The organism is Rhodococcus sp. 008 (assembly GCF_001682295.1).
GTDB classification, from domain to species: Bacteria; Actinomycetota; Actinomycetes; order Mycobacteriales; family Mycobacteriaceae; genus Rhodococcus_F; species Rhodococcus_F qingshengii.
Map to the genome: position 1 here is coordinate 2,857,501 of NZ_CP012749.1, position 23,817 is coordinate 2,881,317.

The following is a 23,817-nucleotide window of genomic DNA, read 5'->3' on the forward strand; positions in this document are numbered from 1 at the left end:
GAGCCTTCGAGCAGTTTACTGCTGGGGGTGATGGCGTGCCTTTTGAAGAATGAGCCTGCGAGTTAGTGGCATGTCGCGAGGTTAACCCGTGTGGGGTAGCCGTAGCGAAAGCGAGTCCGAATAGGGCGATCGTAGTGGCATGCTCTAGACCCGAAGCGGAGTGATCTACCCATGGCCAGGTTGAAGCGACGGTAAGACGTCGTGGAGGACCGAACCCACTTAGGTTGAAAACTGAGGGGATGAGTTGTGGGTAGGGGTGAAAGGCCAATCAAACTCCGTGATAGCTGGTTCTCCCCGAAATGCATTTAGGTGCAGCGTCGCGTGTTTCTCACCGGAGGTAGAGCTACTGGATGGTCTAGGGGGCCCACAAGCTTACCGAAATCAGCCAAACTCCGAATGCCGGTGAGTGAGAGCGCGGCAGTGAGACTGCGGGCGATAAGGTTCGTAGTCGAGAGGGAAACAGCCCAGATCGCCAGCTAAGGTCCCTAAGCGTGTACTAAGTGGAAAAGGATGTGGGGTCGCGAAGACAACCAGGAGGTTGGCTTAGAAGCAGCCACCCTTGAAAGAGTGCGTAATAGCTCACTGGTCAAGTGATCCTGCGCCGACAATGTAGCGGGGCTCAAGTACACCACCGAAGCTGCGGCATTCACGCAATAGCCCCCAGTTGATCCAAGGATTTTCTGGCAGGTGTGTGGATGGGTAGGGGAGCGTCGTGTGGCCATGGAAGCGGCAGGGTGACCTAGCCGTGGAGGCCACACGAGTGAGAATGCAGGCATGAGTAGCGAAAGACGAGTGAGAAACTCGTCCGCCGAATGACCAAGGGTTCCTGGGCCAGGTTAATCCGCCCAGGGTGAGTCGGGACCTAAGACGAGGCCGACAGGCGTAGCCGATGGACAACGGGTTGATATTCCCGTACCCGTGTGAACGCGCCCATGGTGAATCAGTGATACTAACCATCCTGAAGCCACGAGAAGACCTTCGGGTCTCGAGTTGGTGGATGCATGGGACCTGATCTGGTAGTAGCCAAGCGATGGGGTGACGCAGGAAGGTAGCTGAGCCAGTCAGTGGTAATACTGGTGTAAGCGTGTAGGGCGTGACCTAGGCAAATCCGGGTCGCACATAGCCTGAGACGTGATGCGTAGCCGATTGAGGCGAATTCAGTGATCCTATGCTGCCGAGAAAAGCCTCTAGCGAGCTTTCACACGGCCCGTACCCCAAACCGACACAGGTGGTCAGGTAGAGAATACTAAGGCGATCGAGATAACTATGGTTAAGGAACTCGGCAAAATGCCCCCGTAACTTCGGGAGAAGGGGGGCCCTGTCTGGTGACGACATTTACTGTCTGAGCTGGGTGGGGCCGCAGAGACCAGTGAGAAGCGACTGTTTACTAAAAACACAGGTCCGTGCGAAGTCGTAAGACGATGTATACGGACTGACGCCTGCCCGGTGCTGGAAGGTTAAGAGGACCGGTTAGTTCCTTCGGGAGCGAAGCTGAGAATTTAAGCCCCAGTAAACGGCGGTGGTAACTATAACCATCCTAAGGTAGCGAAATTCCTTGTCGGGTAAGTTCCGACCTGCACGAATGGCGTAACGACTTCTCAGCTGTCTCAACCGTAGACTCGGCGAAATTGCATTACGAGTAAAGATGCTCGTTACGCGCGGCAGGACGAAAAGACCCCGGGACCTTCACTACAGCTTGGTATTGGTGTTCGGTTCGGTTTGTGTAGGATAGGTGGGAGACTGTGAAACGGTGACGCCAGTTATCGTGGAGTCGTTGTTGAAATACCACTCTGATCGAATTGGACCTCTAACCTCGGACCATGATCTGGTTCAGGGACAGTGCCTGGTGGGTAGTTTAACTGGGGCGGTTGCCTCCCAAAATGTAACGGAGGCGCCCAAAGGTTCCCTCAGCCTGGTTGGCAATCAGGTGTCGAGTGCAAGTGCACAAGGGAGCTTGACTGTGAGACTGACAGGTCGAGCAGGGACGAAAGTCGGGACTAGTGATCCGGCACCGGCAAGTGGAAGCGGTGTCGCTCAACGGATAAAAGGTACCCCGGGGATAACAGGCTGATCTTCCCCAAGAGTCCATATCGACGGGATGGTTTGGCACCTCGATGTCGGCTCGTCGCATCCTGGGGCTGGAGTAGGTCCCAAGGGTTGGGCTGTTCGCCCATTAAAGCGGCACGCGAGCTGGGTTTAGAACGTCGTGAGACAGTTCGGTCTCTATCCGCCGCGCGCGTTAGAAACTTGAGGAAGGCTGTCCCTAGTACGAGAGGACCGGGACGGACGAACCTCTGGTGTGCCAGTTGTTCCGCCAGGAGCACCGCTGGTTAGCTACGTTCGGAAGGGATAACCGCTGAAAGCATCTAAGCGGGAAGCCTGTTCCAAGATGAGGTTTCTCACCCCCTCGAGGGGGTAAGGCCCCCGGCAGACCACCGGGTTGATAGGCCAGAACTGGAAGTGCAGTAATGCATGCAGGTGACTGGTACTAATAGGCCGAGGACTTACCACAAAGAAGCTACGCGTCCACTGTGCGGTATCTGAAACAACACACAGATACTGATGAGAAACCCTGTTTTCTCCATCCCCCAACACCAGAAACTGGTGTTGACGGGTGGTGAAACCAGGTGATCAGAAGAAGGTTACTGTGACAGTTTCATAGAGTTACGGCGGTCATAGCGAAGGGGAAACGCCCGGTCCCATTCCGAACCCGGAAGCTAAGCCCTTCAGCGCCGATGGTACTGCACTCGACAGGGTGTGGGAGAGTAGGACACCGCCGAACACACATTAGAGAAGCCCCCCAACCAGTACTGGTTGGGGGGCTTTCTCGTACCCAAAACACCCCACCCACCGACACCCGAAAGCACCCCCGCCGGCACCCCCGACTTCGAGCGAACAGCACTTTCGTCGCCTCAGATCGACCCAACGCACCGTTCACACCATCTAGGGCGGGCACGCCGCCGACTCACCACCCCGTCCGGGATCGAGTGAACGGCACTCTCACCCTCTTAGGCGAGGGGAACGGTACGTTCACTCCATCAGGGCAGGGCAGGGCAGGGCAGGTGAGCGGATGCGCAGGGCCGGCGGGCGTTATCGCAGAGCCGCCTGCAGCACCTCGCAGAGCACGTCCAGCGTCTTCGAGTACTGCGACTGCGTCGGCGTGCTGTAGCCGACGACGATGCCGTCACCGCCGACTGACGACACGTCGGGATGTCGGAAGACCGACAGCCCTTCGAGCCCGAGATCGCGCGCCCGGGCCGCTGCAAGAACAGATTGTTCGGTGCCGGAGGGCAGACGGATCACAGCGTGAAGTCCCGCGGAGATCCCCTCGACCCTGACCTGGGGTACTTGCTGCGCAAGTGTCGCAACCAGTTGATCGCGTCGTCGTCGGTACGAGGTGCGCATCTTTCGAATATGGCTGTCGAATCTTCCGGATTCGATGAAGTCCGCCAAGGTCAATTGATCCGTTGAACTTACCCAGCGTTCGTAGGGTCCCTTTGTTGCGAGGACAGGTTCGATCAGCCTGTCCGGCAACACCATCCATCCGATGCGAATTGCCGGCGACAGTGTCTTGCTGACAGTGCCCAGGTACGCAACGTGCTGCGGTGCGATTCCTTGGAGTGCACCGACAGGTTTTCTGTCGTAACGGAATTCGCCGTCGTAGTCGTCCTCGATGATGACGCCACCCGTAGTCGTGGCCCATTCGAGAGCGGTCGCGCGCCTCGCCGGTGTGAGGGGACCGCCGAGAGGGAACTGATGGGTCGGCGTCAGCAGAACACTCTCAGCAGAAGTAGACGCCAATTCGTCTGTGCAAGTGCCTGATTGGTCAACCGATATGGGAACTGTCAGCAGCCCTTCGTCGGCGAGCAACTGCCGGTGCAGGTGAAGGCAGAAAGCGTCGACCGCAATCGTTCCTCCGAGTGCGCGGGCAAGGAGGGAGATCCCGTGACCCGAGCTGGCACTGATCACAATGCAGTTCGGATCGACGCGAACGCCTCTGGTGCGGCTCAGGTATGTGGTGAGGGCGTTTCGGAGTTCGACTCGGCCTCTGGGATCAGTAGTCGCGAACGCGTCGGTCGGCGCGGTGGTCAAAGCACGTCTGGCGGACGAAATCCATGCAGTGCGGGGAAACGCCGACGCGTCGGGCGATCCAGGGAGAAGACTGTAGGTCCAGCGTCGTCGAGTCGGTGATGGCTCGACCTCGCGGGTGTGTGTGCTGGCGAGCGTGGCGACCAGGGTCCCGGAACCAGGCCGTGTGACAAGCCACCCAGCCGCGGCGAGCTCGGCATAGCAGTCTGCAACGGTGTTTCGGGCAACTCCGAGGTCGAGCGCGAGGGTGCGGGAAGGTGGGAGTCTGGTGCCGGGCTTCAGCAGTCCACTGTCGATCGCGTCGCGAAGGGTCTGAAGCAGTGCAGCGCGAACCCCGATTCCCTGTGGCAGCTCGATATGCAGATCGAACCCAAGATTGGCCCACGAATTCACCACCGGATTGAACCATGTTTCCGGGTCTTTCCGGGATTACCGTTTGAGTTATGACTACAGCAACAGGACAAAGACTGGATATCGCAAAGCTGGCGCCCGAGGTCTACAAGGCGATGATTGCGTTGGATGCCGCTGCACGCAAGGGGCTGGAGCCGACGCTCGTCGAGCTGGTCCTCACGCGTGCGTCGCAGCTGAATCATTGCGCATGGTGCCTGGACATGCACACTCGCGACGCCCGAAAGGTCGGCGTGACGGAGCAGAAGCTCTACCTACTGAACGCGTGGGAAGAAGCGCGAGGGATGTACTCCGATCGTGAACGTGCCGCGCTCGCCTTGACCGAGGCCGTGACAGTCCTCACCGACGGTTTCGTTCCGGACGAGGTGTACAGCGAGGCTGCCGGCGAATTCTCGGACGTGGAACTGGCTCAGCTCATCAGCGTCATTTTGACGATCAATGCGTGGAATCGCATTGCGGTTACTACGAGGAAGGCGCCTCCGGTCCGAGACTGATCCGAGGCTCGTGCTCCGCTCTCCGGCAGGGCAGGGTTCCGCCGTCGGAGATCTGGATAATCGACGCAAAGAGGACCAAAAGATTGGTTCAGGGTGTGAACAAAACCAACAGATTCTTTGAATGTGAGGCAAATCACATAATGTGAGTGGAGATTGTTCTGGGGCATCTACAAGTTGCCCGAATCCCGACAAAGCAGTCTCGATCGGAAGTTTCCGGCGAAGGGGTCCGCATAGCGGGCCCCTTCTTTTGCGCGCGAGCTGAAAACGCCCCTTCCTGTGAGTTTCCCCAGAATGTCCAAGTTACCGACTGGCTAGCGTTGGCGAAATGTCGGGAACGTCGCGGTTGGATGAGCAGATTTTGGGGGGATCGCGATTGTTGTGCGGTTGGACAAAGGTTCAGTCACCTTCATGGCTAACTCGTCATCCGAATGTCCAAGCTGCGCCCTGGGTGCTCGACGATTGGGTGATCTTTCTTGAAACATGCACTACATTGCCATTCAGTAACTGGCTGATTGCCAAAAGTGATCGGCTGATCCTCTCGGAAGTGAGCGCTGGGTGGCGTGGTATTGGGATCCAGGCAACCGTCCCGCTACCGAAATGTCTTGAAAGGGAAGCTTTGATGACTGTGTCTGGTTCACGGCGTAGGCCGCTTGTTCTCCGGCTCTCGCTAACTGCAGCTATTGCCGTAACGGTCGCCGGTAGTAGCGTTGCTTTTGCTTCGCCAGCTGTGTCCGCGCCGATGCCGGTGCGAACCGCGGCCGCTCCGGCGTTCACCGCCGGGTTGTGTGAGGGCACCGAGTACACGCCCTCGGAGCAGATGCTCGACATCTCCGGCATTCGGCTGGATCACTACAACGACGGCAACATCGTGCCGATGTACGGCACCACCGATCGGGGTACCTCGGCCGCGGTGGATGCTCCGGTCTGCGGTGTCCGCGACGTCGACGGAATTGCGAAGTCGGAATGGATGTACTGCACGGACTTCGATCTCGATCCGTGTGCCGGTGTCGACGAGAACGGTTTGCCGGTTGACAAGCACAACGACGAGATGGGTGCGACGGTGCCGTCTTCGGGCAATCCCGATCTGTCAGCCGACGATCTCGCTGTCATCAGTTGGTTGCTGCAGAATCCCGCCAAACTCGACGGTGTCGTTTCGGGAAATGGCAGCGAGGATGCACGTTCGGCGCGGCAGACGCTTGTGTGGTGTGTCTCGGACTACGACAATCCGCTGATGGCCGATTTCAAAAGCCTGTGCGACAGGAACATCGGCGACGACGAGCGAGCTCGCATCGTCGAGATCATGAACGTCACGCAGACGCTCGACCTCGTTCGCAAGACACCCGCGACGGGGACTCTGAAGGCCGGCGAGACTGCCGTTTTCACCCTGAATACGAATATGTACCGGAAGCCGATCACTGTTCAGTCCTCGGCGGGCACCGAACTGACCGTCTGTGGTGACAACGCCACGGCGACGTTGACTGCAAATCAACTGACGGTCGACGGCCGCGGCGACGCACCGACTGCTGTTGATCTTTGCCTCACCGCTGCGGCCGGCGGGGACTACTCGGTGACTGCAAGCGTCATTCCGGATTCGGTCGAGAACCTGCACTGGAACACGGCAGGCGCACAGTGCCAGATCTTCGCGTCGTTCGACACCGTTCGGCCGGCTTCGATGAATGCATCTGCCAGCGTCGGATATGCAGCAGCACCCACGACGACACCGGCAACGAGCACGCCGGCAACAACGACACCGGCAACGACCACACCGGCCACCACGACGCCTGCAACCCCGGTCGTTCCGATCGTGCCGATTGTTCCGATCGTGCCCATCGTGCCGATTGTGCCGGTCGTGCCTGTAGTTCCGGGTGCACCTGTTCCGTCGCAGCCGGTTGCAACTCCCGCAACTCCGGCGCCGTCGGCTCCGAAGCCGGCCACTGGCCCCCGCCCGGTTGCCATCGACGGTGGTGCTGCTGAACAGAATTCAGGCCGCAACGTCGCCGTCGCAGTGACGGGCCTCGGGCTTGTCGGAATGGCTGCTGCCGGAGCAGTTGCTCTCCGCCGCAAGCGATCCTGACACCAGGCACGTGTAGTAGACGTCGGCACCGATCACGATTCGTGTGATCGGTGCCGACATTGATCAGACGCAGGGGGCGTCAATTCGCACGAGGTGCCGGGGGCGCCTCATCCCGCAGGAGACAGTTCGATGACCATGTACGAGTCGGATCCCAATCCATCCAATCCATACGACGATCCCAACCACGATCAGCCCGCGAGTCCAGGCAAAGGGCGTCGTGTCGCGTTCATTCTGGCTCTCATCGCGGTGTTGGTCGCCGGTGCTTCCATGGCCTTCGTCGGCCTGCGATCCTCCGATGACGATGCTGCGATCCCGCCGAGTCCGGGAGTTGTCATGTCGCACTCCGTGAATCCGGCAACGCCTACGGATGCGTTGATGACTCCCAACACCCTTTCGCTCGACCCGGTCGGTGTTCAGGCGCCGATCGTGGACGCCACCGTGCCGGAAGGAGTTCTCACTCCGCCGGAGAACGTCAAGAACGTCGGAATCTGGCTCGACGGTGCATCTCTCGATTCCGCCACCGGCACGACCTTGATTGCCGGACACGTCAATCTGACCGGCCAGGGTAACGGCGCGCTGTTCGACCTGGGCACGATCGAGCCGGGTGAAGTGATCCGTACATCCGACGCGACGGGTAAGAGCACGTCGTGGAAGGTGACTGCGGTGACGACGCGCCCGAAGGCCGATGGTGTGGAAGAAAGCGTGCTGGCCGGCCCGGAGGGCCCTCGTAAGTTGGCAGTCGTAACCTGCGGCGGCGAACTGCAATTCGAGGACGGTGTGGGCAACTACGCCGACAACGTCTACCTGTACGCGGATCTGATGGTCTGAGACACAGGAATGATTCCGACGGTCCCCGATCCCTCTTCGTAGAGATCGGGGACCGCCTGTTGGATAGTGTCGCAGGTATGGATCTTCACTTGTCTGGAAAGCGTGCGATCGTTGCCGGTGGTAGCAAGGGGATCGGTCTGGCAATCGCCAGAGGTCTGGCCGCTGAAGGGGTCGACATCGCGATACTCGCGCGCACTGAGCGAACCGTCGTAAGCGTTGCACGAGATTTGGTTTCGGAGTTCGGAATTCGTGCGATCGGAGTCGTGACGGATACGCGAGACGACGACGCGGTTCAGGCGTCGGTGCGGCAAGTGGTAATGGAGTTCGGCGGTGTCGACATTCTGGTCAATTCGGCAGCGACGCCGTTCAGCGCCGGAAAGCCGACGGATTTCGAGGCGACCACCGACGACGTCGTGCGAGACGAAGTCGAAGTGAAAGTGCTCGGCTACCTGCGAACTGCGCGCGCTGTGGCGCCGTATCTGATCGATCAGGGTTGGGGTCGGATCATCAACATCAGCGGTTTGGGTGCCAGACAGGCCACTTCGATCGCCCACACGATCCGCAACGTCAGTGTGTCTGCACTGACCAAGAATCTTGCGGACGAGCTGGGCCCCAAGGGAATCAACGTCACCGTCGTCCATCCGGGCGTGACGAGAACCGAGAGGTTGACCGCACGGATTACGCGCGAGTCGGAAGAATCCGGCCGCTCGCAGGCAGAGGTGGAGCGTGGTATCGCGACGAACTCGATACATCGGATCATCGATGCCGAAGAAGTAGCCGACGTCGTGACCTTCCTGGCATCGCCGCGAAGCATCGCGATCACCGGTGACGCAGTGGCAGCGGGTGGAGGAGTGCCGGGGCCGGTCTACTACTGAAATTGTGCGTACTGCTACCTGCCGGCGGTGGTGACGATCGTGTGAACGCGTCCGCCGCCGAGTCTCTTGCTTTCGTACATCGCCGAATCGGCGACTTTCTGCATGACCGTGAACGCTGCTGCGCGGTCTTCTCCGGCGACGAATTTGTGGGTACGCACGGCGATTCCGATGCTCGAAGTCGACGGTATCTCGTCGGTATTCGAGTGCATTGCCGGTCCGATCGAGTTGAGCATCGGTCCGATGGCTGGCACGGAAAGTCTTTGAACGAGGATGAATTCGTCGCCGCCGACCCGCGCGACGACAGCATCGGCGTGTGCCCAGGCGGATAACCGCTGCGATACCCGGAGAATGATGCGATCGCCGACGTCGTGGCCGTGCACGTCGTTGATCGTCTTGAACCGGTCGATGTCGATCGCGATCACGAGTAGTGCCGCAGATTCTTGACGCTGGAACCCCTCGAGTACCTTCTCGACGTGGCGGTCGAGGCCACGACGGTTCAAGAGGCCGGTGAGAGGATCGAGGTCGGAACTGGAAGCATCCATGCTGAGCATCGTCAGCACGATCTGCGAGATGAATGCGCAGACCACCAACGCGGTGATGACGACCAGTACTTTCGAAACACCAAGGGCTGGATCGCGATCCGGCCCGAACAGAATTGGCTGCGCAGCCACCGCGATCACAAGAAGCGAGAAAGCTATGTGCGCGATCTGCAACTTCGGGTTGTGGAAGTAGGCGATGTAGATGCCGACCAGAGCAAAAATGACACAGGTGAGCAATCGTGCGAGCTGGGAGGAATCTCCAACGACGGAGATCGTGACCGCGATGTCGCAGAAGACCACGAAACCGAACGAGCGACGCTTTGTGGGGCCGAAGACCCACCATGAGACTCCGACTACGAAGCACGAGATCACGACAACAGTATTGAAGAACAGCGCAATCGTGCTTGTCGGACCGGCAGGGCTGAATCTGTTCAGTAGTGCGCACACTCCCAGTCCGATGACAATGATGCCAAGTAATAGCCGGGTGGCGGTCGTGAGGCCGTTGTCGCGGAGATAGCGAGTGAAGCGGTCGTATTGATCGGGAAGAATCAACCACTCGCGGGTCAGCGTCCTCATTGACTTCATCTGCGATGTCATGAGTGCATCAGTCCTCGAAGGCTGGAGCGTGCGCCATTCATCGCGAATTGATTCCTCTTCTGTCTGGCACCTTGCAATGCTAACTGGATCGATGCCGCATCGGACCGAGATGTTCGGATCGGCGACCCGGATGTCTGCGTTGCGCCAGCGTGGAGTATAAATACATCTTGTGTCTATGTTGTATTCCGCTTCCGAAACCGTCTTCCGCGAAGTCAAGGAGCTGATCCTTTCCGGCGAGCTCGCCGGCGGGGAGCTGATCAGTGAGGGTGACATCGCTGCACGGACCAATGTGAGCCGAACGCCGGTGCGTGAGGCGTTTCTGCGTCTCGAGTCGGAAGGTTGGATGCGCCTCTATCCGAAGAAGGGGGCGCTGATCGTCCCGGTCGCGGATGGGGAAGCGGAACACGTAGTCAGTGCCAGACAGCTCGTCGAGACTCAGAGCGTTCGAGTGGTGTCGGTCCGACCGCACGCACGGGAAGCGCTTGTCGCAGCGTTGCGCGCGAATCTGATCGAGCAACGTGAGATTGCTGATCGCGGGGACGTGGCCGCGTTCAGCGCAATCGATGCCGACTTCCACAAGATGATCGTTGCCGCCGGTGGGAACCCTTTGCTCGACTCGTTCTACGCGAGTCTGCGCGACAGGCAACGACGGATGACAGCCCGGTCGATCTCACGCGACCCCGGCCAACTCTCGCGCATCCTTGCCGATCACACCGCGCTTACCGACCTCGTCGACACAGGCGATGCCGACGGATACAACACTGCCGTCCTCACACACATGCGCCAGGTCCACGGCCTCGGCTTCGAAGGAACTCTGTGATGAGCACCCAAACGATCGGCGCTGGGACCGCGGCCGAAACTCGTCTCGAGGGTGAACGCATCTCCGGCGGAAAGTGGCTGTGGCTGACCGTTGCCGCCAGTATGTTCGCCGCTGCCTGGGGCGGAAACGAATTCACCCCACTGCTGGTGATGTACCGACTCGACCACGGCTATTCGCCGGTGATGGTCGATTTCTTCCTCTTCGCCTACGTCGTCGGAATTGTGCCGGCCCTGCTGCTCGGCGGCCCGCTGTCCGATCGATTGGGTCGACGCCCGATCATGCTCCCCGCGCCGATCATCGCGATCGCCGGTTCGACGCTGCTCGCTTTCGGGGCGGACTCCGCCGCTGCTCTCATCCTGGGAAGAATCCTCTGTGGCATCGCCTTGGGGATCGGTATGGCCGTCGGCGGCTCCTGGGTCAAGGAGTTGTCCACGCAACCTTGGGATCCGACGGCGTCGGAAGGCGCAGGTGCTCGGCGAGCAGCGATGAGTCTGACCGCGGGCTTCGCCTTGGGAGCGGGTGCTGCGGGAATCTTGGCGCAGTGGGCGCCCATGCCGAGTGTGTTGGCGTACGTGCTGCACATCGCGATCACCGTCCTCGCCGCCATGGCGCTGTGGCGTGCGCCCGAAACACGACCGGCACAGGCGAAATCCGACCGTCGCAGGTTGATCGACGACCTCAAGATCCCCTCGGCAGGTCACCGCAGATTCCTCTACGTCGTTGTTCCGTTGGCGCCGTGGGTGTTCGGTGCCGCCAGTGTCGCGTATGCAGTTATTCCGGCGCTCATGACCGGGCACAGTGGCGATGCGCCCGTGGCCTTTTCGGCTCTGCTGTGCATGGTCGCGCTGACATGCGGATTCGCGATTCAGTCGTTGGGGCGCAAGATCGACACCGACCGCAGTGCTCGTGGCGCCGTTGTGGCTCTGGTGTTTCTGGTGGTCGGTATGGCCGGTGCTGCTCTGGTTGCGTCGACGCTGACCGTGGCGATCGCGATCGTGGCTGCAGCGATCCTCGGTTGCGGGTACGGCATGGCACTGGTGTCCGGGTTGCTGGAGATCCAGCGAATCGCGGGGCCGGACGATCTGGCAGGATTGACCGCGGTGTTCTACTCGATCACCTACATCGGGTTCGCGGTGCCTGCGTTGCTGGCGATGCTGTCGGAAAGTATTCCGGCACTGAGCTACACGGTGACTCTGCTGTTCGGATCAGCCGCCGCCGCTGCCTGCTTGATTCTGATTCTCTTCAAGTCGCGTTCACATCTTCCGAGCGCGTGAAGCCGGCCCGCCGACTCCTACGAGAGTCGGCGGACCGGGGCGAAATCACGCGTCTACGGTTGCGGAACCGTTTTCCGAACTGTGGACCGAATTGTGTACCGAACCAGCCGGAACCGATGCGGTCTTGTTCAGGCCGTTGAGCAAACCGGTGATATCGACGCCTGAGCTTTCGAGAGTTTCGATGACACCGGCAATCACCTGGGGACTGATGCCCAGGATCGAGCCGATCGAACCCTGCGCCCCGTCGCTGCCGCCGACGATGGAGATCCGATCGATGTCGCCGACCGGCTTCGCTGCTGCTGCGGTGGCGTCGACCAGTGCTGCCAGAACGTCAGGCAGAGTGAGCAACTGCGCGGCCTGCGGGGTGTAGGAATTGAGCGCCTCGGCGATCTGACGCTTACCGGCAGCTTCGGCTTCGAGCTTGGCGCGCAAACCATCCGCTTCGGCCTGCTGTTCGGCGCGAACGGCGTCGGCCGCTACCTTGCGGCCGTCAGCTTCGGCTTCCAGACGTGCTCGAAGGCCGTCGGCATCAGCCTGCTGCTCGGAGCGAACAGCGTCGGCGACGAGCTTTCGTGCATCGGCCTGAGCCCCGCCGGCCTGCCTTGCTGACTCGGCCTGTGCCTGGGCGCGGAGGATCGCGGCCTGTCGCTCACCCTCTGCGCGTGCGATGGAGGCTTGGCGTTCGGCCTCGGCCGGTGCAATGACATCTGCCTGCAATGCCGCTTCCGATTGCTGGGCGCGACGACGCTCGACCTCGGTGCGAGCTTCGACGCGGGCCGCCTCGGCCTGCTCACGTGCGATGCCGACGGCCTTCTCGGCCGTTGCCTGCGCGAGTGGTCCGGCCTGGTCGGCTTCGGCGTTCTCGGCTTCGGTCTGTGCTCGAAGGCGAGCGAGTTCGACGTCGCGCTTCTGATTTGCACTCGCGATCGCAGTGTCGGCCTCGGCCTGTGCGACGGAGCCTGCCTGTCGCGCCTTTGCCGACTGGATCTGCGAATCACGCTCTGCTTCAGCAGTTCCGATCGCGGCATCACGTTTGACCTCGGCGATGCGGCGCTGACCGAGCGATTCGAGGTAGCCGTTGAAGTCGGAGATTCCCGCGATCTTGATGACATCGACTTCCATGCCGATGCGTGCGAGGTCGCCGCCTGCCTCCTCGACCACGCTGCGTGCGAGCGAATCGCGGTTGGAGTTCAGATCCTCGACCGTCATGGTTGCGGTGATTCCGCGCAGGCTGCCTGCGAGGATTTCGTTGATCTGCTGCTGGAGTTCGTCCAGGTCGGAGGTCAGGAATCGTTGCACCGCTGTCTGAACCGCTTCGTCGGCGGAACCGATTCGTACCAGGCCGACTGCCTCGACGTTGACCGGAACACCGTCGTTGGAGAGCGCATTCTTGAGATTGATGCTGACGTTGAACGGCTCGAGCGACATGATGTCGACGCGTTCGATTCCCGGAATCTTGAACCGGGCTCCGCCGCGGACGACTTTCGGCTTGCCTCGTCCGGTGAAGACCGCCACTTCGTTCGGCGGGACCTTGACGTAGTTCTTCACGTAGATCGCGGGGAGAACGATGAAGATGATTACTGCGACTACAACCGCAATGATGATGATTGGCAGCATGTATCGAGTCCTTAGATCGCGTCGTCAACCGTGACGACGTGAAGGTATTGATCGTCTACATCGGCGATGTAGACGGTGGTGCCGGTGGTGAGCGCCATCGGTTGTGCACTGACCGCCTTGGCCTGCACGCGATTGCCTTCGGCGTCGACGAACGAGACTTCTCCCCAACCTTCGGCTGCAATGGTGAGGGTGACCGTGCCCAACAGCCCGGAGTACGAAGCTCGTCCGATGTGCGAATTATCTTGTTGCTCAAGGAGGTAGGGGAGAAGTAGGCCGCGCGTGACGGCAACGAGAACGGCGGCGAGTGTGAGTGCTGCAATCGCCGCTACCAATGTCGGAGCGTCCGCGAGAGTGGCAGCTACGCCGCCGGCGCCGAAGCCGAAAAGTGCTGTGGCCAAGGTTGTCAGGCTCAGAAATGGCAGCCCGTCTGCGTGGCCGCCGCCCAGATCTGCAACCTCGCCGACGGCAAAGGCTCCGATCAGGGCCACGACCCCGATCACGAAACATATTGTGAATACAACGAACATCGATCCCCCGATCTACCTGTCGAGGAAGCGTGCCCTGAGAATTGTGTTGTCGGGGTCGTCCCTCGGCCCACCTCTATAGTAAAGGTAAGACAAAGATAATCGGCGCATTCGGAATGTTTCGGCGTGGTGATATCGCGGTGAGAGAGCGTCAGAGACGAGGCAGGGAGCGCTGATTCAGCCATGCATCCCACAGCGGGCGCAATGGAGTGTCGGTGAAACGTGAAGCGAGATCGGTGAATTGCTCGGTACTGACCGTGCTGTGCCGATGCTTCGTGGTCCACTGACGGATCAGTTCGAAGAACTTCTCGTCTCCGAGAACGCCGCGCAGGGCGTGCAGAGTCAATGCGCCCCGCTTGTAGATTCGATCGTCGAACATCAGGGCAGGCCCGGGATTGGCGACGATCAAGTCCTGAGATTTACGCCCGAGCCCTTGATAGGCGTTTGTCGCGAGTTGGTTCGAGGACGGGCCACCGGAATTCTCGGACCAGATCCACTCCGCGTAACAGGCAAAGCCTTCGTGCAGCCAGATGTCGCACCACTGCCCGAGAGTGAGGCTGTTGCCGAACCATTGATGGGCAAGCTCGTGTGCGACAAGACGTTCGGAACCGCGCCTGCCCGTGCAGTGGTTGGCTCCGAAGATCGAGAGTCCCTGCGCTTCGATGGGGATTTCGAGTTCGTCGTCGGTGACCACAGCGGTGTAGTCGGCAAAGGGATACGGTCCGAACAGCTTTCCGAAGACCTCCAGCATCTGGGGTTGGCGCCCGAAGTCGACGTCGAACGCTGCTCGCAGCCGAGGTGGGTGAACGGCGAAGACCGGTACCGGCCCGGCGCTCACTTGTCGGTGCTCGTACTGACCGATCTGAATGGTTGCCAGGTAGGTTGCCATCGGTTCGGTCTGCTCGTAGACCCACGTCGTCTGACTCGCACGGGTCTGCTTGCGGATCAGCTTGCCGTTGGCGAGGGCATAGAACGGGGAATCGGTGGTGATCGAGATGCGGTACGACGCTTTGGAAATCGGATGGTCGTCGCACGGGAACCAGGACGCCGCGCCGTTGGGCTGACTTGCGACCAAAGTTCCTTCGTCGAGTTCCTCCCAGCCGACTTCGCCCCACAGGCTCTTGATCGGCTCGGGGTTGCCGCTGTACGCGATGGTGACCGACAGGGCACCGCCCGCGGGGATCTTGGTAGACGGCGTGAGGATCAGCTTGTTGTTCAAGTGCGCGTACTTGGTGCCGCGGGCACCGTTGACGGACACCTTGGACACCTGCAGGTTCTGCGCGAGGTCGAAGCTGAACTTGGATCGGCTCTCGGTGGTGACAGCGGTGATGACAGCTTTGCCGGCGAGACGGTTGCTGAAGACCTTGTACGCCAGTTCCAGTTCGTACCGGGACACGCGGTACCCGCGGTTGCCGTTGAGCGGCAGGTACGGATCGATCGTCTCCTCGAGCATTCGGTTCGGCTTCACGACGCCACCCACGGTGCAATCGGGTTGCCCTGCCAGCGGGTGGAGGGCGGAACGGTGTCACCTCGCATCACCAGAGATGCAGGCCCTACCGTCGCTCCCGCACCGATGCCGGCTGCGGGTAGCGCGACACAGTGCGGTCCCAGCGTTGCTCCTGCTCCCAAAGTGACGGTGTCCATGGACATGATCCGATCATGGAAGAGATGAGTTTGCACGACGCACCCCCGTTCCACTGTCGCTCCGTCGCCCAAAGTCACAAGATCTGCCTCGGGTAGCCAGTACGACTCACACCAAACGCCCTTACCGATCTTGGCCCCGAGTCCACGCAAGAAGATGTTCAGTACGGCCGTACCAGTCGCCGCGCGAGCGAACCACGGCGCCGCGACGGTCTCGACGAAGGCGTCGGCTACCTCGTTTCGCCAGACGAACGAACTCCACAGCGGATGCTCGACCTTGGCGATGCGTCCGACGACGATCCACTTGGCGGCGATGGTGATCGCGCCCGCCACTGCTCCGGCGACGAGCAGAATTACGCCGCTCAGCAGAGCCGCGAACCAGAATCCGACGGCGCCGACCAGTGCTTCGAGTGCAAACAGAACACCGAGACCGATGCCGAACGTGACCATCACGGGGATCAGTCGGCAGGTTTCGACCACTCCGCGGGCGATCTTGAGGCGCATGGGCGGATTGAACGTGCGGGCGGCGTCGGTGTCTCCGGCAGCCCTTCTCAGACGTACCGGTGGACTACCCAGCCACGATGATCCGGACTTGGCCTTGGACGGGGTAGCCGACAGAACCGCCACCAGACCGTTCTTGGGGACGCGTCGACCGGGGGCGGTCATACCGGAGTTGCCGAGGAACGCGCGCTTGCCGATCTTCGCCTGTTCGATGTGCATCCAGCCGCCGCCGAGGCCGTAGCTCGCAACCATGGTGTCGTCGGCGAGGAATGCGCCGTCGGCGACCGTCGTGAACTTGGGAAGGAGGAGCACAGTGGATGCTTCGACGTTCTTGCCGATCTTGGCGCCGAGGAGGCGGAGCCATCCCGGCGTCAGCAGGCTCGCGTAGAGCGGGAAGAGGAAGGTTCTGGCCGAGTCGAGCAGGCGTTCGGTCGCCCACACCTGCCAGCCGATGCGGCTGCGGACAGGGTGGTAGCCGGGGGTCAGCCCGATCGAGAGAAGACGAACGGCCACCAGTGTGACGACTGCGAAGACGAGCAAACTCAGGATGGTCGCGACGGGAAGCATGATCAGCGATTGGAGCACTGCACTCGCGAGCGTGTCGGTGTCGCGGATCCACCAACCGATCAAGGCGATTCCGGCCATCAGCGCGAAGATCGGCATACCGGCCAGGAAGACCGAGGTGACGCCGTATACCGGCACCCAGCCGGGTGCGCGCTTCGGATGTTCGGCCGGCCAAGGATGATTCGCTTTCCCGACCTTGGTGGCGGGGGAGCCGGCCCACTGCTGGTTTGCCTTCACTCGGCCGAACACCGCAGATCCGGGTTCGACGACGGCGTCCCGACCGATACGCGCGCCGGGCAGAAGCGTCGAGCGTGAACCGACGGAGGCGCCGTCGCCGATCTTGATCTCACCGATGTGGATGACGTCGCCGTCGATCCAGTGGCCCGAGAGGTCGACTTCGGGTTCGACGGAGCAGCCGTTACCGAGTTCGAGCATGCCGGTGATGGGAGGAAGGGTGTGGAGATCGACGCCGCTGCCGATGTCGGCGCCGAGGGCGCGGGCGTAGTAGAGCATCCACGGTGCGCCCGAAAGGTTGGCTGCGCCACTGGCTTCGGTGAGTCGCAGCGCTATCCACAGACGCAGGTGTTCACTACCGCCTCGGGGATACGTGCCCGGTTCCAGCTTGCGCAGGAGCAGGCGCGCTCCGACGACAGCGATGGTCATGCGCCCGATCGGCGTGATGAACACGATGAATGCCAACAGGATCCACCACCACGAGACCGTGGGCGCCCAGCTGACGTCGACGAACCAGCCGAGGACGTTGTTCGCGATCGCCAGCCACGTCACCCACTGCAGTCCGGTGAGCGTCGTGAGGGGAACGGTGACGGCGATCTGCGCGAGCTGAGTTTTCAAGGGTGTCGGAGCGACGATGCGCGGCTCCACAGTTTCGGTGGGTGCCAATTCGTCGAGATATTCGGCGAGCGATCCCAACCGTGGATGGTCGTAGAGCTGTGCGACGGTCACTTCGGGGAACCGCTCGCGCAGGGCGGTCACCAACTGAGCCGCAGAGAGGGATCCGCCGCCCACTTCGAAGAAGTCGTCGTCGAGTCCGGTGATCTGCGCGCCCAGGATCGAACCCCACAGGCCGGCAACCCAGGCAGCGGTGCCGTCGAGGCCCAACGCGGCCCCCGCATCTTCACCGGCGCCGGGCAACGGCCACGGCAGCGCATTGCGGTCGACCTTGCCTGACGTACGCGTCGGAAGTTCGTCCATCAACGCCAGACGCGGCACGAGGGCTGCTGGGAGCTGTTCGCTGAGCAGTGCATGAGCGGCCTTGAGATCGAAGTCGGGATCCGTGCTGGCGATGTATCCGACGAGGAGCTGGTTGCCGGCTGCCGTCTTCTTCACGGCTGCGGCAGCGCCGCTCACGCCCGGCAGGTTCTGCAAGGCGTTGTCGACCTCACCGAGTTCGATGCGCCTGCCGCCGAGCTTGACCTGATCGTCCGCGCGGCCCTGGAACATCAGGCCGGTGGTCTCGAGCCGGACCAGGTCGCCGCTTCGGTAGGCGCGTTCCCACCCGAGAGAGGGCATCGACGCGTACTTCTCGGCGTCCTTCGCGGGATCGAGGTAACGGGCGAGGCCGACGCCGCCGATCACCAGCTCGCCCACCTCACCGACCGCGACGGGATTGCTCTGGGCGTCGACGACGGCAAGGTCCCAGCCGTCGAGGGGGAGGCCGATGCTGACGGGGCTCTTGCCGTCCATCAGTGCGCCGCAGGCGACGACGGTTGCCTCGGTGGGGCCGTAAGTGTTCCAGACCTCGCGGCCCTCGACGGCCAGGCGCTCTGCCAGTTCGGGTGGGCAGGCTTCGCCGCCGAAGATCAGGAGTCGAACGGCTTCGAGGGCCTCGGCCGGCCACAGAGACGCAAGCGTCGGCACAGTGGAGACGATGCTGACGTCACGCGAGACCAGCCACGGGCCGAGGTCCATGCCGCTGCGAACCAGCGAACGAGGAGCCGGGACGAGGCAGGCGCCGTGGCGCCACGCGAGCCACATCTCCTCGCAGGACGCGTCGAATGCCACGGAGAGTCCCGCGAGGACGCGGTCACCAGGCCCGATGGGCTCGTCCTGGAGGAACATGCGCGCCTCGGCGTCGACGAAGGCTGCGGCATTGAGGTGAGTGACCGCGACGCCCTTGGGGGTGCCCGTGGATCCTGAGGTGAAGATGATCCAGGCGTCGTCCTCGGGTTCGGGTTCGCGAACCGGTGGATGTTCGAGCCGCTTCGGCGCCGTCCCCGGCTGGATTCCGTCGCCGGTGATGATTGCCGCTACCTGCGCCTCGCCGAACACCAACTCGGCGCGCTCTTCCGGATCGTCGGCGTCGACGGGAACGTAGGCGGCGCCCGCCGCGAGGATCGACAGGATCGCCACGTACAGCGAACGCGAACCTGACGGCATCCTGATTCCGACGCGGTCACCTGCGCCGACGCCGGCATCACCGAGCCAGCGCGCACCGAGCGCGATCTCGTCGAGCAACTCCGAGTACGACAGTGTGGTGTCGCCGTCGTCGATGGCAGGTGCTTCCGGGTTGGCCTCGGCTGAGGCCCGCACGATGTCGATGAGCGTGCGCGGCGCAGGTGCATGCGCCGACCGTAGGAATACGGACGGAATCCCGAAAGATTGTTCCGTCTCCGACTGCGACTGGAGTGGCAAACCCGTTGGTCCTGTTCTACTCACGAAACTTAGAGTCCTGCGAACTGTCGAGTTGAAAGTCTCATGACAAGTTTGCGAGTTGGTGAACAGATATGCCTAATGCAACATGCCGAACGTGCCGGTCAGTCCGTACTGGCAGCTTGCGCGTGGCCTTCTGCCGAGTCGGCGAACTCGGGTGTGTCGAACACCTCTCCGCCCAGTGGATCGACGACCTTCGATTCCTCGGAGAAGTCGACGGCGCCGGTATCCGGGTCGATGTTGACCGCATGGGCGGGGACTTCGTGGACCGCGACGAGCATGTGGGCGTCGGAGGGATCCGTCATGATCCCGCTTTGTGACGGAGTGAGCCCGGCGAAGGTCGACGAGATCTTCAGATCGCGGAGCCGCTTTTCGGTGGGTTGCGGAACGTCGGTTGATGCCGAGGCATTTGTAGAAACCCGCAGGTAGCGTGGTGCCGACGCGACCTCGTATCGGAACGCCTTCAGCATCGACAGACATGCCAGCACCATGATGACCGAGAACGGTACCGCCGTGGCGATGGCAACGGTTTGCAGCGCCGTGAGCGATCCACTGCCACCCACGATGAGGAGAACTGCGGCCGCGGCACCGGAGAGGAACGTCCAGTAGACACGCGTGATCTTGGAGGTCTCCAAGCTGCCACCGGTCGCGAGGATGTCGATGACGATCGAGCCGGAGTCCGCGGACGTGACGAAGAAGAACACGATCACGACGATCGCGAGAACACTCGAAATCGTTCCGAGCGGAAGTCCGTCGAGAAGCGTGAACAGTGACGTGTTGGTGTCCACTGCGCCGGATGCGTCGAGCATCGTGCCCTCGTTGCGCTGACGCAGAATGCCGGAGTTACCGAAGATCGTGAACCACAACGAACCGACCAGCGTCGGGGCCAGCAGCACACCGAAGACGAATTCGCGGATGGTGCGGCCGCGTGAGATGCGCGCGATGAACATACCGACGAACGGTGCCCAGCTCATCCACCAACCCCAGTAGAAGATGGTCCATGCGCCCTGCCAGCCGTCTTCGGCGAACGGGGACGTGCGCAGCATCAGTTCGGGCAAGGCCTGGACGTATCCGCCGAGGTTCTGCACCCACGACTGCATGAGGAACAGCGTCGGTCCCAGAATCAGGACGAACAGTGCCAGCGCGGCAGCGAGCATCATGTTGATGTTGGAAAGCCACTTGAGGCCCTTCGTGACACCGGAGACGACCGAGAAGGTCGCCATGCCCGTCACGATGACGATGATGGTGATGACCAACCAGTTGTCGGTCTCCACCCAGCCGAGGTAGTCGAGGCCGGCCGAGATCTGCTGGACACCGAAGCCCAGCGACGTCGCGACACCGAACAGCGTGCCGACGATGGCGACGACGTCAATGGCGTGGCCGATCTTTCCTTCGATGCGAGCCCGTCCGAGGAGCGGCTCGAGCAGCCAACGGATCGACAGCGGGCGACCCTTTCGGTAGGTCATGTACGCCAGACCAAGGCCGACGACGACGTAGATCGCCCATGCATGCAAGCCCCAGTGGAACAGCGTCAGTTCCATGGCTTGATTGGCTGCGGCGTCCGTGGATCCGGCGATCTGCCCGGCGACGGGTGGGGTCACGTAGTGCGAAAGTGGTTCGGCTACTCCGTAGAACACGAGCCCGATGCCCATGCCGGCGCTGAAGAGCATCGCGAACCACGAGAGCATCCCGAACTCGGGCTGCTCGTCGTCACGTCCCAATCGGATGTTGCCGATGCGGCTGATTCCGCAGTACAGCGCGAAGATCACGAAACCGGTGGCCGAGAGGATGTACCACCAGCCGACGCCGTCGCTGATCACGTTGTTGAGTGTTTCGAAAGCATCCGCGGCGGTTCCCGCGTAGATCACGGCAAAGGCGATCAGGGCAAAGATCACTATCGACGCGGGGATGAACACGGGTTTCCGTAGTTCACGCCACGCAGTTTTGACCGCAGTCATTCCACTCCTCGAACGTTCAGGCATTCACAGCGCCCATCAGGGCGGCAACGTGTTACGCGTAGGTGGGCGTTTCGCTCACACCATCGCAGGTCAAGACCGGGCTATTGCTTTGAAATTCAACGTAACGTCAAGTTTCGGTCAACTCAACTGGACGAAAGATGCTGCACTGTCGCGAAAGTTCTCACTGGATGCCGTAGTTCCGGTTGTAAATCGTTGGGTAATAGTGGCATTGGGTCATGAGCGGAATGCTGAACGGCGAATTCGATTGGTACGGTGAGTTGAATCGGTCGAGTCGACGCTCACCGATTGACCCCATTTGTCAAACGCGGCGAAACAGCCTGTCTGTCAGGTGGTTAACTCCTGGCGTGCTTGCCCGATCGTGGCGGTCAGGTGTCGATACCTAACTGTGATTGTGATGGTCGCAACTATCAGTGATGCGGGCCCTGTTCGCCCCGCTGAGCGTCGATCAGATCCATCGCATCCTTCAGGCCCAAGCCCGGATGTAGTTCGCGTAGTGCCTTGATTGCCGGAATGCGGTCGTCTGTCGACGCGAGTGCGCTACGGACGTCGTCGGCGGGTACTTCGGTGGGGGCAGTTGTCCCTTCCCACCACACCGACTGAGGTTTGTTCCTGTTTCGCCAGGCCTGGACGGTGCCGTAGGCAAATCCGGCCGTCGCGAAAAGCCAGATTGCCAGGCGAACCCAATTACCGGTTGTCGGTTCCGTGGCCACTGTATGGATGGTGCTCGGACCGACTACGACTACGAGCAGGACGAGGCCAATCGTCTGGCCCCATCGCTCGACGCGCCTGCTCGGTACCCACCACTCGGCCATCGGTCGATACTCGCACAGGGCTGCTGTTTCGATGCGACGATGGAGATCATGGAGATTCGTGATGCGGTGGAGCGATTTCGAGGGGAATCAGGGACCTCGACGATCTTCGGAGAACCGCACCAGACCAGCGACGGATCGACGATCGTCACGGTTTCGCGTCTACACCGGCGGTGGCGCCGCGACCCGATACCGGTGCCAGTGGGAGTGTTCTCGATCCACGAGGGTGAGCCGTCGTGGTCACCGGCGGTCGATCACACCAGGGCGGCTTTGATGGGGGAGTTCATCGGGTTGGCGGCCGCAGTGATCGCAACTCTGGCCGTTCTACGTCGTCCGCCCTGGCCTGATGTGACGATTCAGAAGGGGTGACCCAGAATTACGCCGATCAGTTGGAACGGCATCGCGAGGAACATCGATCCGACGTAGAGCGGATAGCGAATCGGATCGCCGGCGAGGTAACCCTCGGCGAGCCAGGCCATGACGTCTGCTGATCCCATAGTCGTTACTTCCCTTCGCTGTTGTGGTTCACCGACATTTTCGGTCGTGGGAGTTGTTTTGTTACAAGCGAACTCGAAGGAGGGGTACATGTGAAGGCAGTTTCGACGCAGCAAACGTCGTCAGGCGAGATCCCCGGGGGCGGTGTCCTCTACCAGCTAAGTCTCGATACTTAGCACTGTGCCGTAGTGAAATCTGTGCATTCTGCACATGTCGGGACAATTCGGTGAGCCCTACAGTCGCTGCATGACAACGACACCTTCTCCTCTCTCAAGAAAGACCGTCGTACTGATCGGCGGCGGAACAGGCATCGGGCTGCGAGTGGCGCAGCTTGCCGTCGACGCCGGCGCGCAGGTAGTTCTCGGTGGCCGAACCGCATCCAAGCTCGAAGCAGCGGCCGCGCAGCTGGGTGAGGCTGCGCACTGGTTCACCGTCGACACCTCCGACGAAGACTCGGTGAAAGAGTTCTTCACCAACATCCCCAGCGTCGATGCTCTCTTCACCACGGCTGCCGATTACCAGGTCGGCTCGTTCCGTGAACAGAGCGTCGAGGAAGCGGCGTCGCCGTTCACCTCCAAGTTCTGGGGGCAGTACCGCGTCGTGCACGCTGCGCTCGACAAGCTGACACCCACCGCATCGGTGGTCCTCATGTCCGGCGCTGCCAGTGTGCGGCCACCCGCAGCTGCCGCGGCATACGTTGCAGCCAACGCGGCAATCGAGGGGCTCGGGCGGGGGCTGGCGGTCGAACTGTCGCCGATCCGCGTCAACACTGTCGCTCCCGGAACCATCGACGGGCATCTGTGGGCTCAGCGCCCGGCGGAGGTTCGGGAGGCCGCGTTCACCTGGAGTGCCGAGAACAACGTGCTCGGCCGCGTCGGGAACGAAGACGAGATTGCACAAGCGGTGTTCTATCTCTTCACCAACACGTACACAACGGGTTCCACGCTGTACCCCGACGGCGGGTACGCGTTGCGTTAGACCCGTGCCATTTGGCGACTGTGTGAAATGACGACTGTGCG

Annotated in this window: 17 protein-coding genes and 2 rRNA genes (1 of these 19 only partly in view); 10 read left to right on the forward strand and 9 right to left on the reverse strand. The window is 61.4% G+C overall.

Translation table 11 applies throughout. The annotated features are described in order from the left end of the window. Positions 1 to 2,512 (forward strand): 23S ribosomal RNA (locus AOT96_RS13375) (it extends 623 nt beyond the left edge of the window). A 153-nt stretch (positions 2,513 to 2,665) separates the two neighbouring features. Then, a 5S ribosomal RNA gene (rrf, locus tag AOT96_RS13380) occupies positions 2,666 to 2,782 on the forward strand. A 308-nt stretch (positions 2,783 to 3,090) separates the two neighbouring features. On the opposite strand, the gene pdxR is transcribed toward rrf, so the two are convergent. After that, entirely contained in the window at positions 3,091 to 4,485 is a 1,395-nt protein-coding gene (gene pdxR / locus AOT96_RS13385) for a MocR-like pyridoxine biosynthesis transcription factor PdxR (RefSeq protein ID WP_081305463.1), read from the reverse strand. A 47-nt stretch (positions 4,486 to 4,532) separates the two neighbouring features. Here pdxR and AOT96_RS13390 point away from each other — a divergent pair, with 47 nt between their 5' ends. From AOT96_RS13390 to AOT96_RS13405, 4 genes are all read left to right on the forward strand, one after another. Next, entirely contained in the window at positions 4,533 to 4,991 is a 459-nt protein-coding gene (locus AOT96_RS13390; protein ID WP_007727180.1) for a carboxymuconolactone decarboxylase family protein, read from the forward strand. A 619-nt stretch (positions 4,992 to 5,610) separates the two neighbouring features. Continuing rightward, positions 5,611 to 7,065, forward strand: a complete 1,455-nt coding sequence (locus AOT96_RS13395; RefSeq protein WP_231917439.1) for a hypothetical protein — start codon at positions 5,611 to 5,613, stop codon at positions 7,063 to 7,065. 129 nt (positions 7,066 to 7,194) lie between these two features. Further along, positions 7,195 to 7,893, forward strand: a complete 699-nt coding sequence (locus AOT96_RS13400) for a class F sortase (protein WP_042922789.1) — start codon at positions 7,195 to 7,197, stop codon at positions 7,891 to 7,893. 77 nt (positions 7,894 to 7,970) lie between these two features. Then, a complete protein-coding gene (locus AOT96_RS13405) occupies positions 7,971 to 8,768 on the forward strand; it encodes an SDR family NAD(P)-dependent oxidoreductase (protein ID WP_054187853.1) in 798 nt (265 codons plus the stop codon). Positions 8,769 to 8,782: 14 nt separating this feature from the next. Here AOT96_RS13405 and AOT96_RS13410 read toward each other — a convergent pair whose 3' ends face one another. Then, positions 8,783 to 9,904 carry a GGDEF domain-containing protein gene (locus AOT96_RS13410; RefSeq protein ID WP_065351852.1) on the reverse strand — a complete coding sequence of 374 codons (1,122 nt, stop codon included), beginning with the start codon at positions 9,902 to 9,904 and terminating at the stop codon, positions 8,783 to 8,785. 175 nt (positions 9,905 to 10,079) lie between these two features. Here AOT96_RS13410 and AOT96_RS13415 point away from each other — a divergent pair, with 175 nt between their 5' ends. Both AOT96_RS13415 and AOT96_RS13420 read left to right on the forward strand, forming a co-directional pair. Beyond that, complete coding sequence (locus AOT96_RS13415) at positions 10,080 to 10,724, forward strand: GntR family transcriptional regulator (RefSeq protein ID WP_007727164.1); 645 nt, start codon at positions 10,080 to 10,082, stop codon at positions 10,722 to 10,724. Next, positions 10,724 to 11,998 carry an MFS transporter gene (locus tag AOT96_RS13420; protein WP_052416998.1) on the forward strand — a complete coding sequence of 425 codons (1,275 nt, stop codon included), beginning with the start codon at positions 10,724 to 10,726 and terminating at the stop codon, positions 11,996 to 11,998. The genes AOT96_RS13415 and AOT96_RS13420 overlap by 1 nt, the downstream gene beginning before the upstream one ends. Positions 11,999 to 12,043: 45 nt before the next feature. Here AOT96_RS13420 and AOT96_RS13425 read toward each other — a convergent pair whose 3' ends face one another. The 6 genes from AOT96_RS13425 to AOT96_RS13450 form a co-directional block, all read right to left on the reverse strand. Beyond that, positions 12,044 to 13,615, reverse strand: a complete 1,572-nt coding sequence (locus AOT96_RS13425; protein WP_003941083.1) for a flotillin family protein — start codon at positions 13,613 to 13,615, stop codon at positions 12,044 to 12,046. 11 nt (positions 13,616 to 13,626) lie between these two features. Continuing rightward, positions 13,627 to 14,142, reverse strand: a complete 516-nt coding sequence (locus tag AOT96_RS13430) for a hypothetical protein (RefSeq protein ID WP_007727150.1) — start codon at positions 14,140 to 14,142, stop codon at positions 13,627 to 13,629. Positions 14,143 to 14,290: 148 nt separating this feature from the next. Beyond that, positions 14,291 to 15,592 (reverse strand): M1 family metallopeptidase, encoded by a 1,302-nt coding sequence (locus tag AOT96_RS13435; RefSeq protein ID WP_065352839.1) that lies wholly within the window; start codon positions 15,590 to 15,592, stop codon positions 14,291 to 14,293. 11 nt (positions 15,593 to 15,603) lie between these two features. Continuing rightward, positions 15,604 to 19,497 (reverse strand): Pls/PosA family non-ribosomal peptide synthetase, encoded by a 3,894-nt coding sequence (locus AOT96_RS13440; RefSeq protein WP_060939650.1) that lies wholly within the window; start codon positions 19,495 to 19,497, stop codon positions 15,604 to 15,606. Positions 19,498 to 19,619: 122 nt separating this feature from the next. Next, positions 19,620 to 21,473, reverse strand: coding sequence for a BCCT family transporter (locus AOT96_RS13445; protein WP_007727149.1), 1,854 nt, complete (start codon positions 21,471 to 21,473; stop codon positions 19,620 to 19,622). 428 nt (positions 21,474 to 21,901) lie between these two features. After that, a complete protein-coding gene (locus AOT96_RS13450) occupies positions 21,902 to 22,204 on the reverse strand; it encodes a ribosomal protein L7/L12 (protein ID WP_231917440.1) in 303 nt (100 codons plus the stop codon). A gap of 3 nt (positions 22,205 to 22,207) precedes the next feature. Here AOT96_RS13450 and AOT96_RS13455 point away from each other — a divergent pair, with 3 nt between their 5' ends. Beyond that, the gene (locus AOT96_RS13455; protein ID WP_442978608.1) at positions 22,208 to 22,672 is read left to right on the forward strand and encodes a hypothetical protein; all 465 of its coding nucleotides are present in this window, start codon (positions 22,208 to 22,210) and stop codon (positions 22,670 to 22,672) included. On the opposite strand, the gene AOT96_RS35690 is transcribed toward AOT96_RS13455, so the two are convergent. Continuing rightward, positions 22,660 to 22,800 (reverse strand): hypothetical protein, encoded by a 141-nt coding sequence (locus tag AOT96_RS35690; protein ID WP_003941170.1) that lies wholly within the window; start codon positions 22,798 to 22,800, stop codon positions 22,660 to 22,662. The genes AOT96_RS13455 and AOT96_RS35690 overlap by 13 nt on opposite strands. A gap of 244 nt (positions 22,801 to 23,044) precedes the next feature. Here AOT96_RS35690 and AOT96_RS13460 point away from each other — a divergent pair, with 244 nt between their 5' ends. Further along, positions 23,045 to 23,776 carry an SDR family oxidoreductase gene (locus AOT96_RS13460; RefSeq protein ID WP_065351854.1) on the forward strand — a complete coding sequence of 244 codons (732 nt, stop codon included), beginning with the start codon at positions 23,045 to 23,047 and terminating at the stop codon, positions 23,774 to 23,776. Positions 23,777 to 23,817 lie beyond the last annotated feature (41 nt).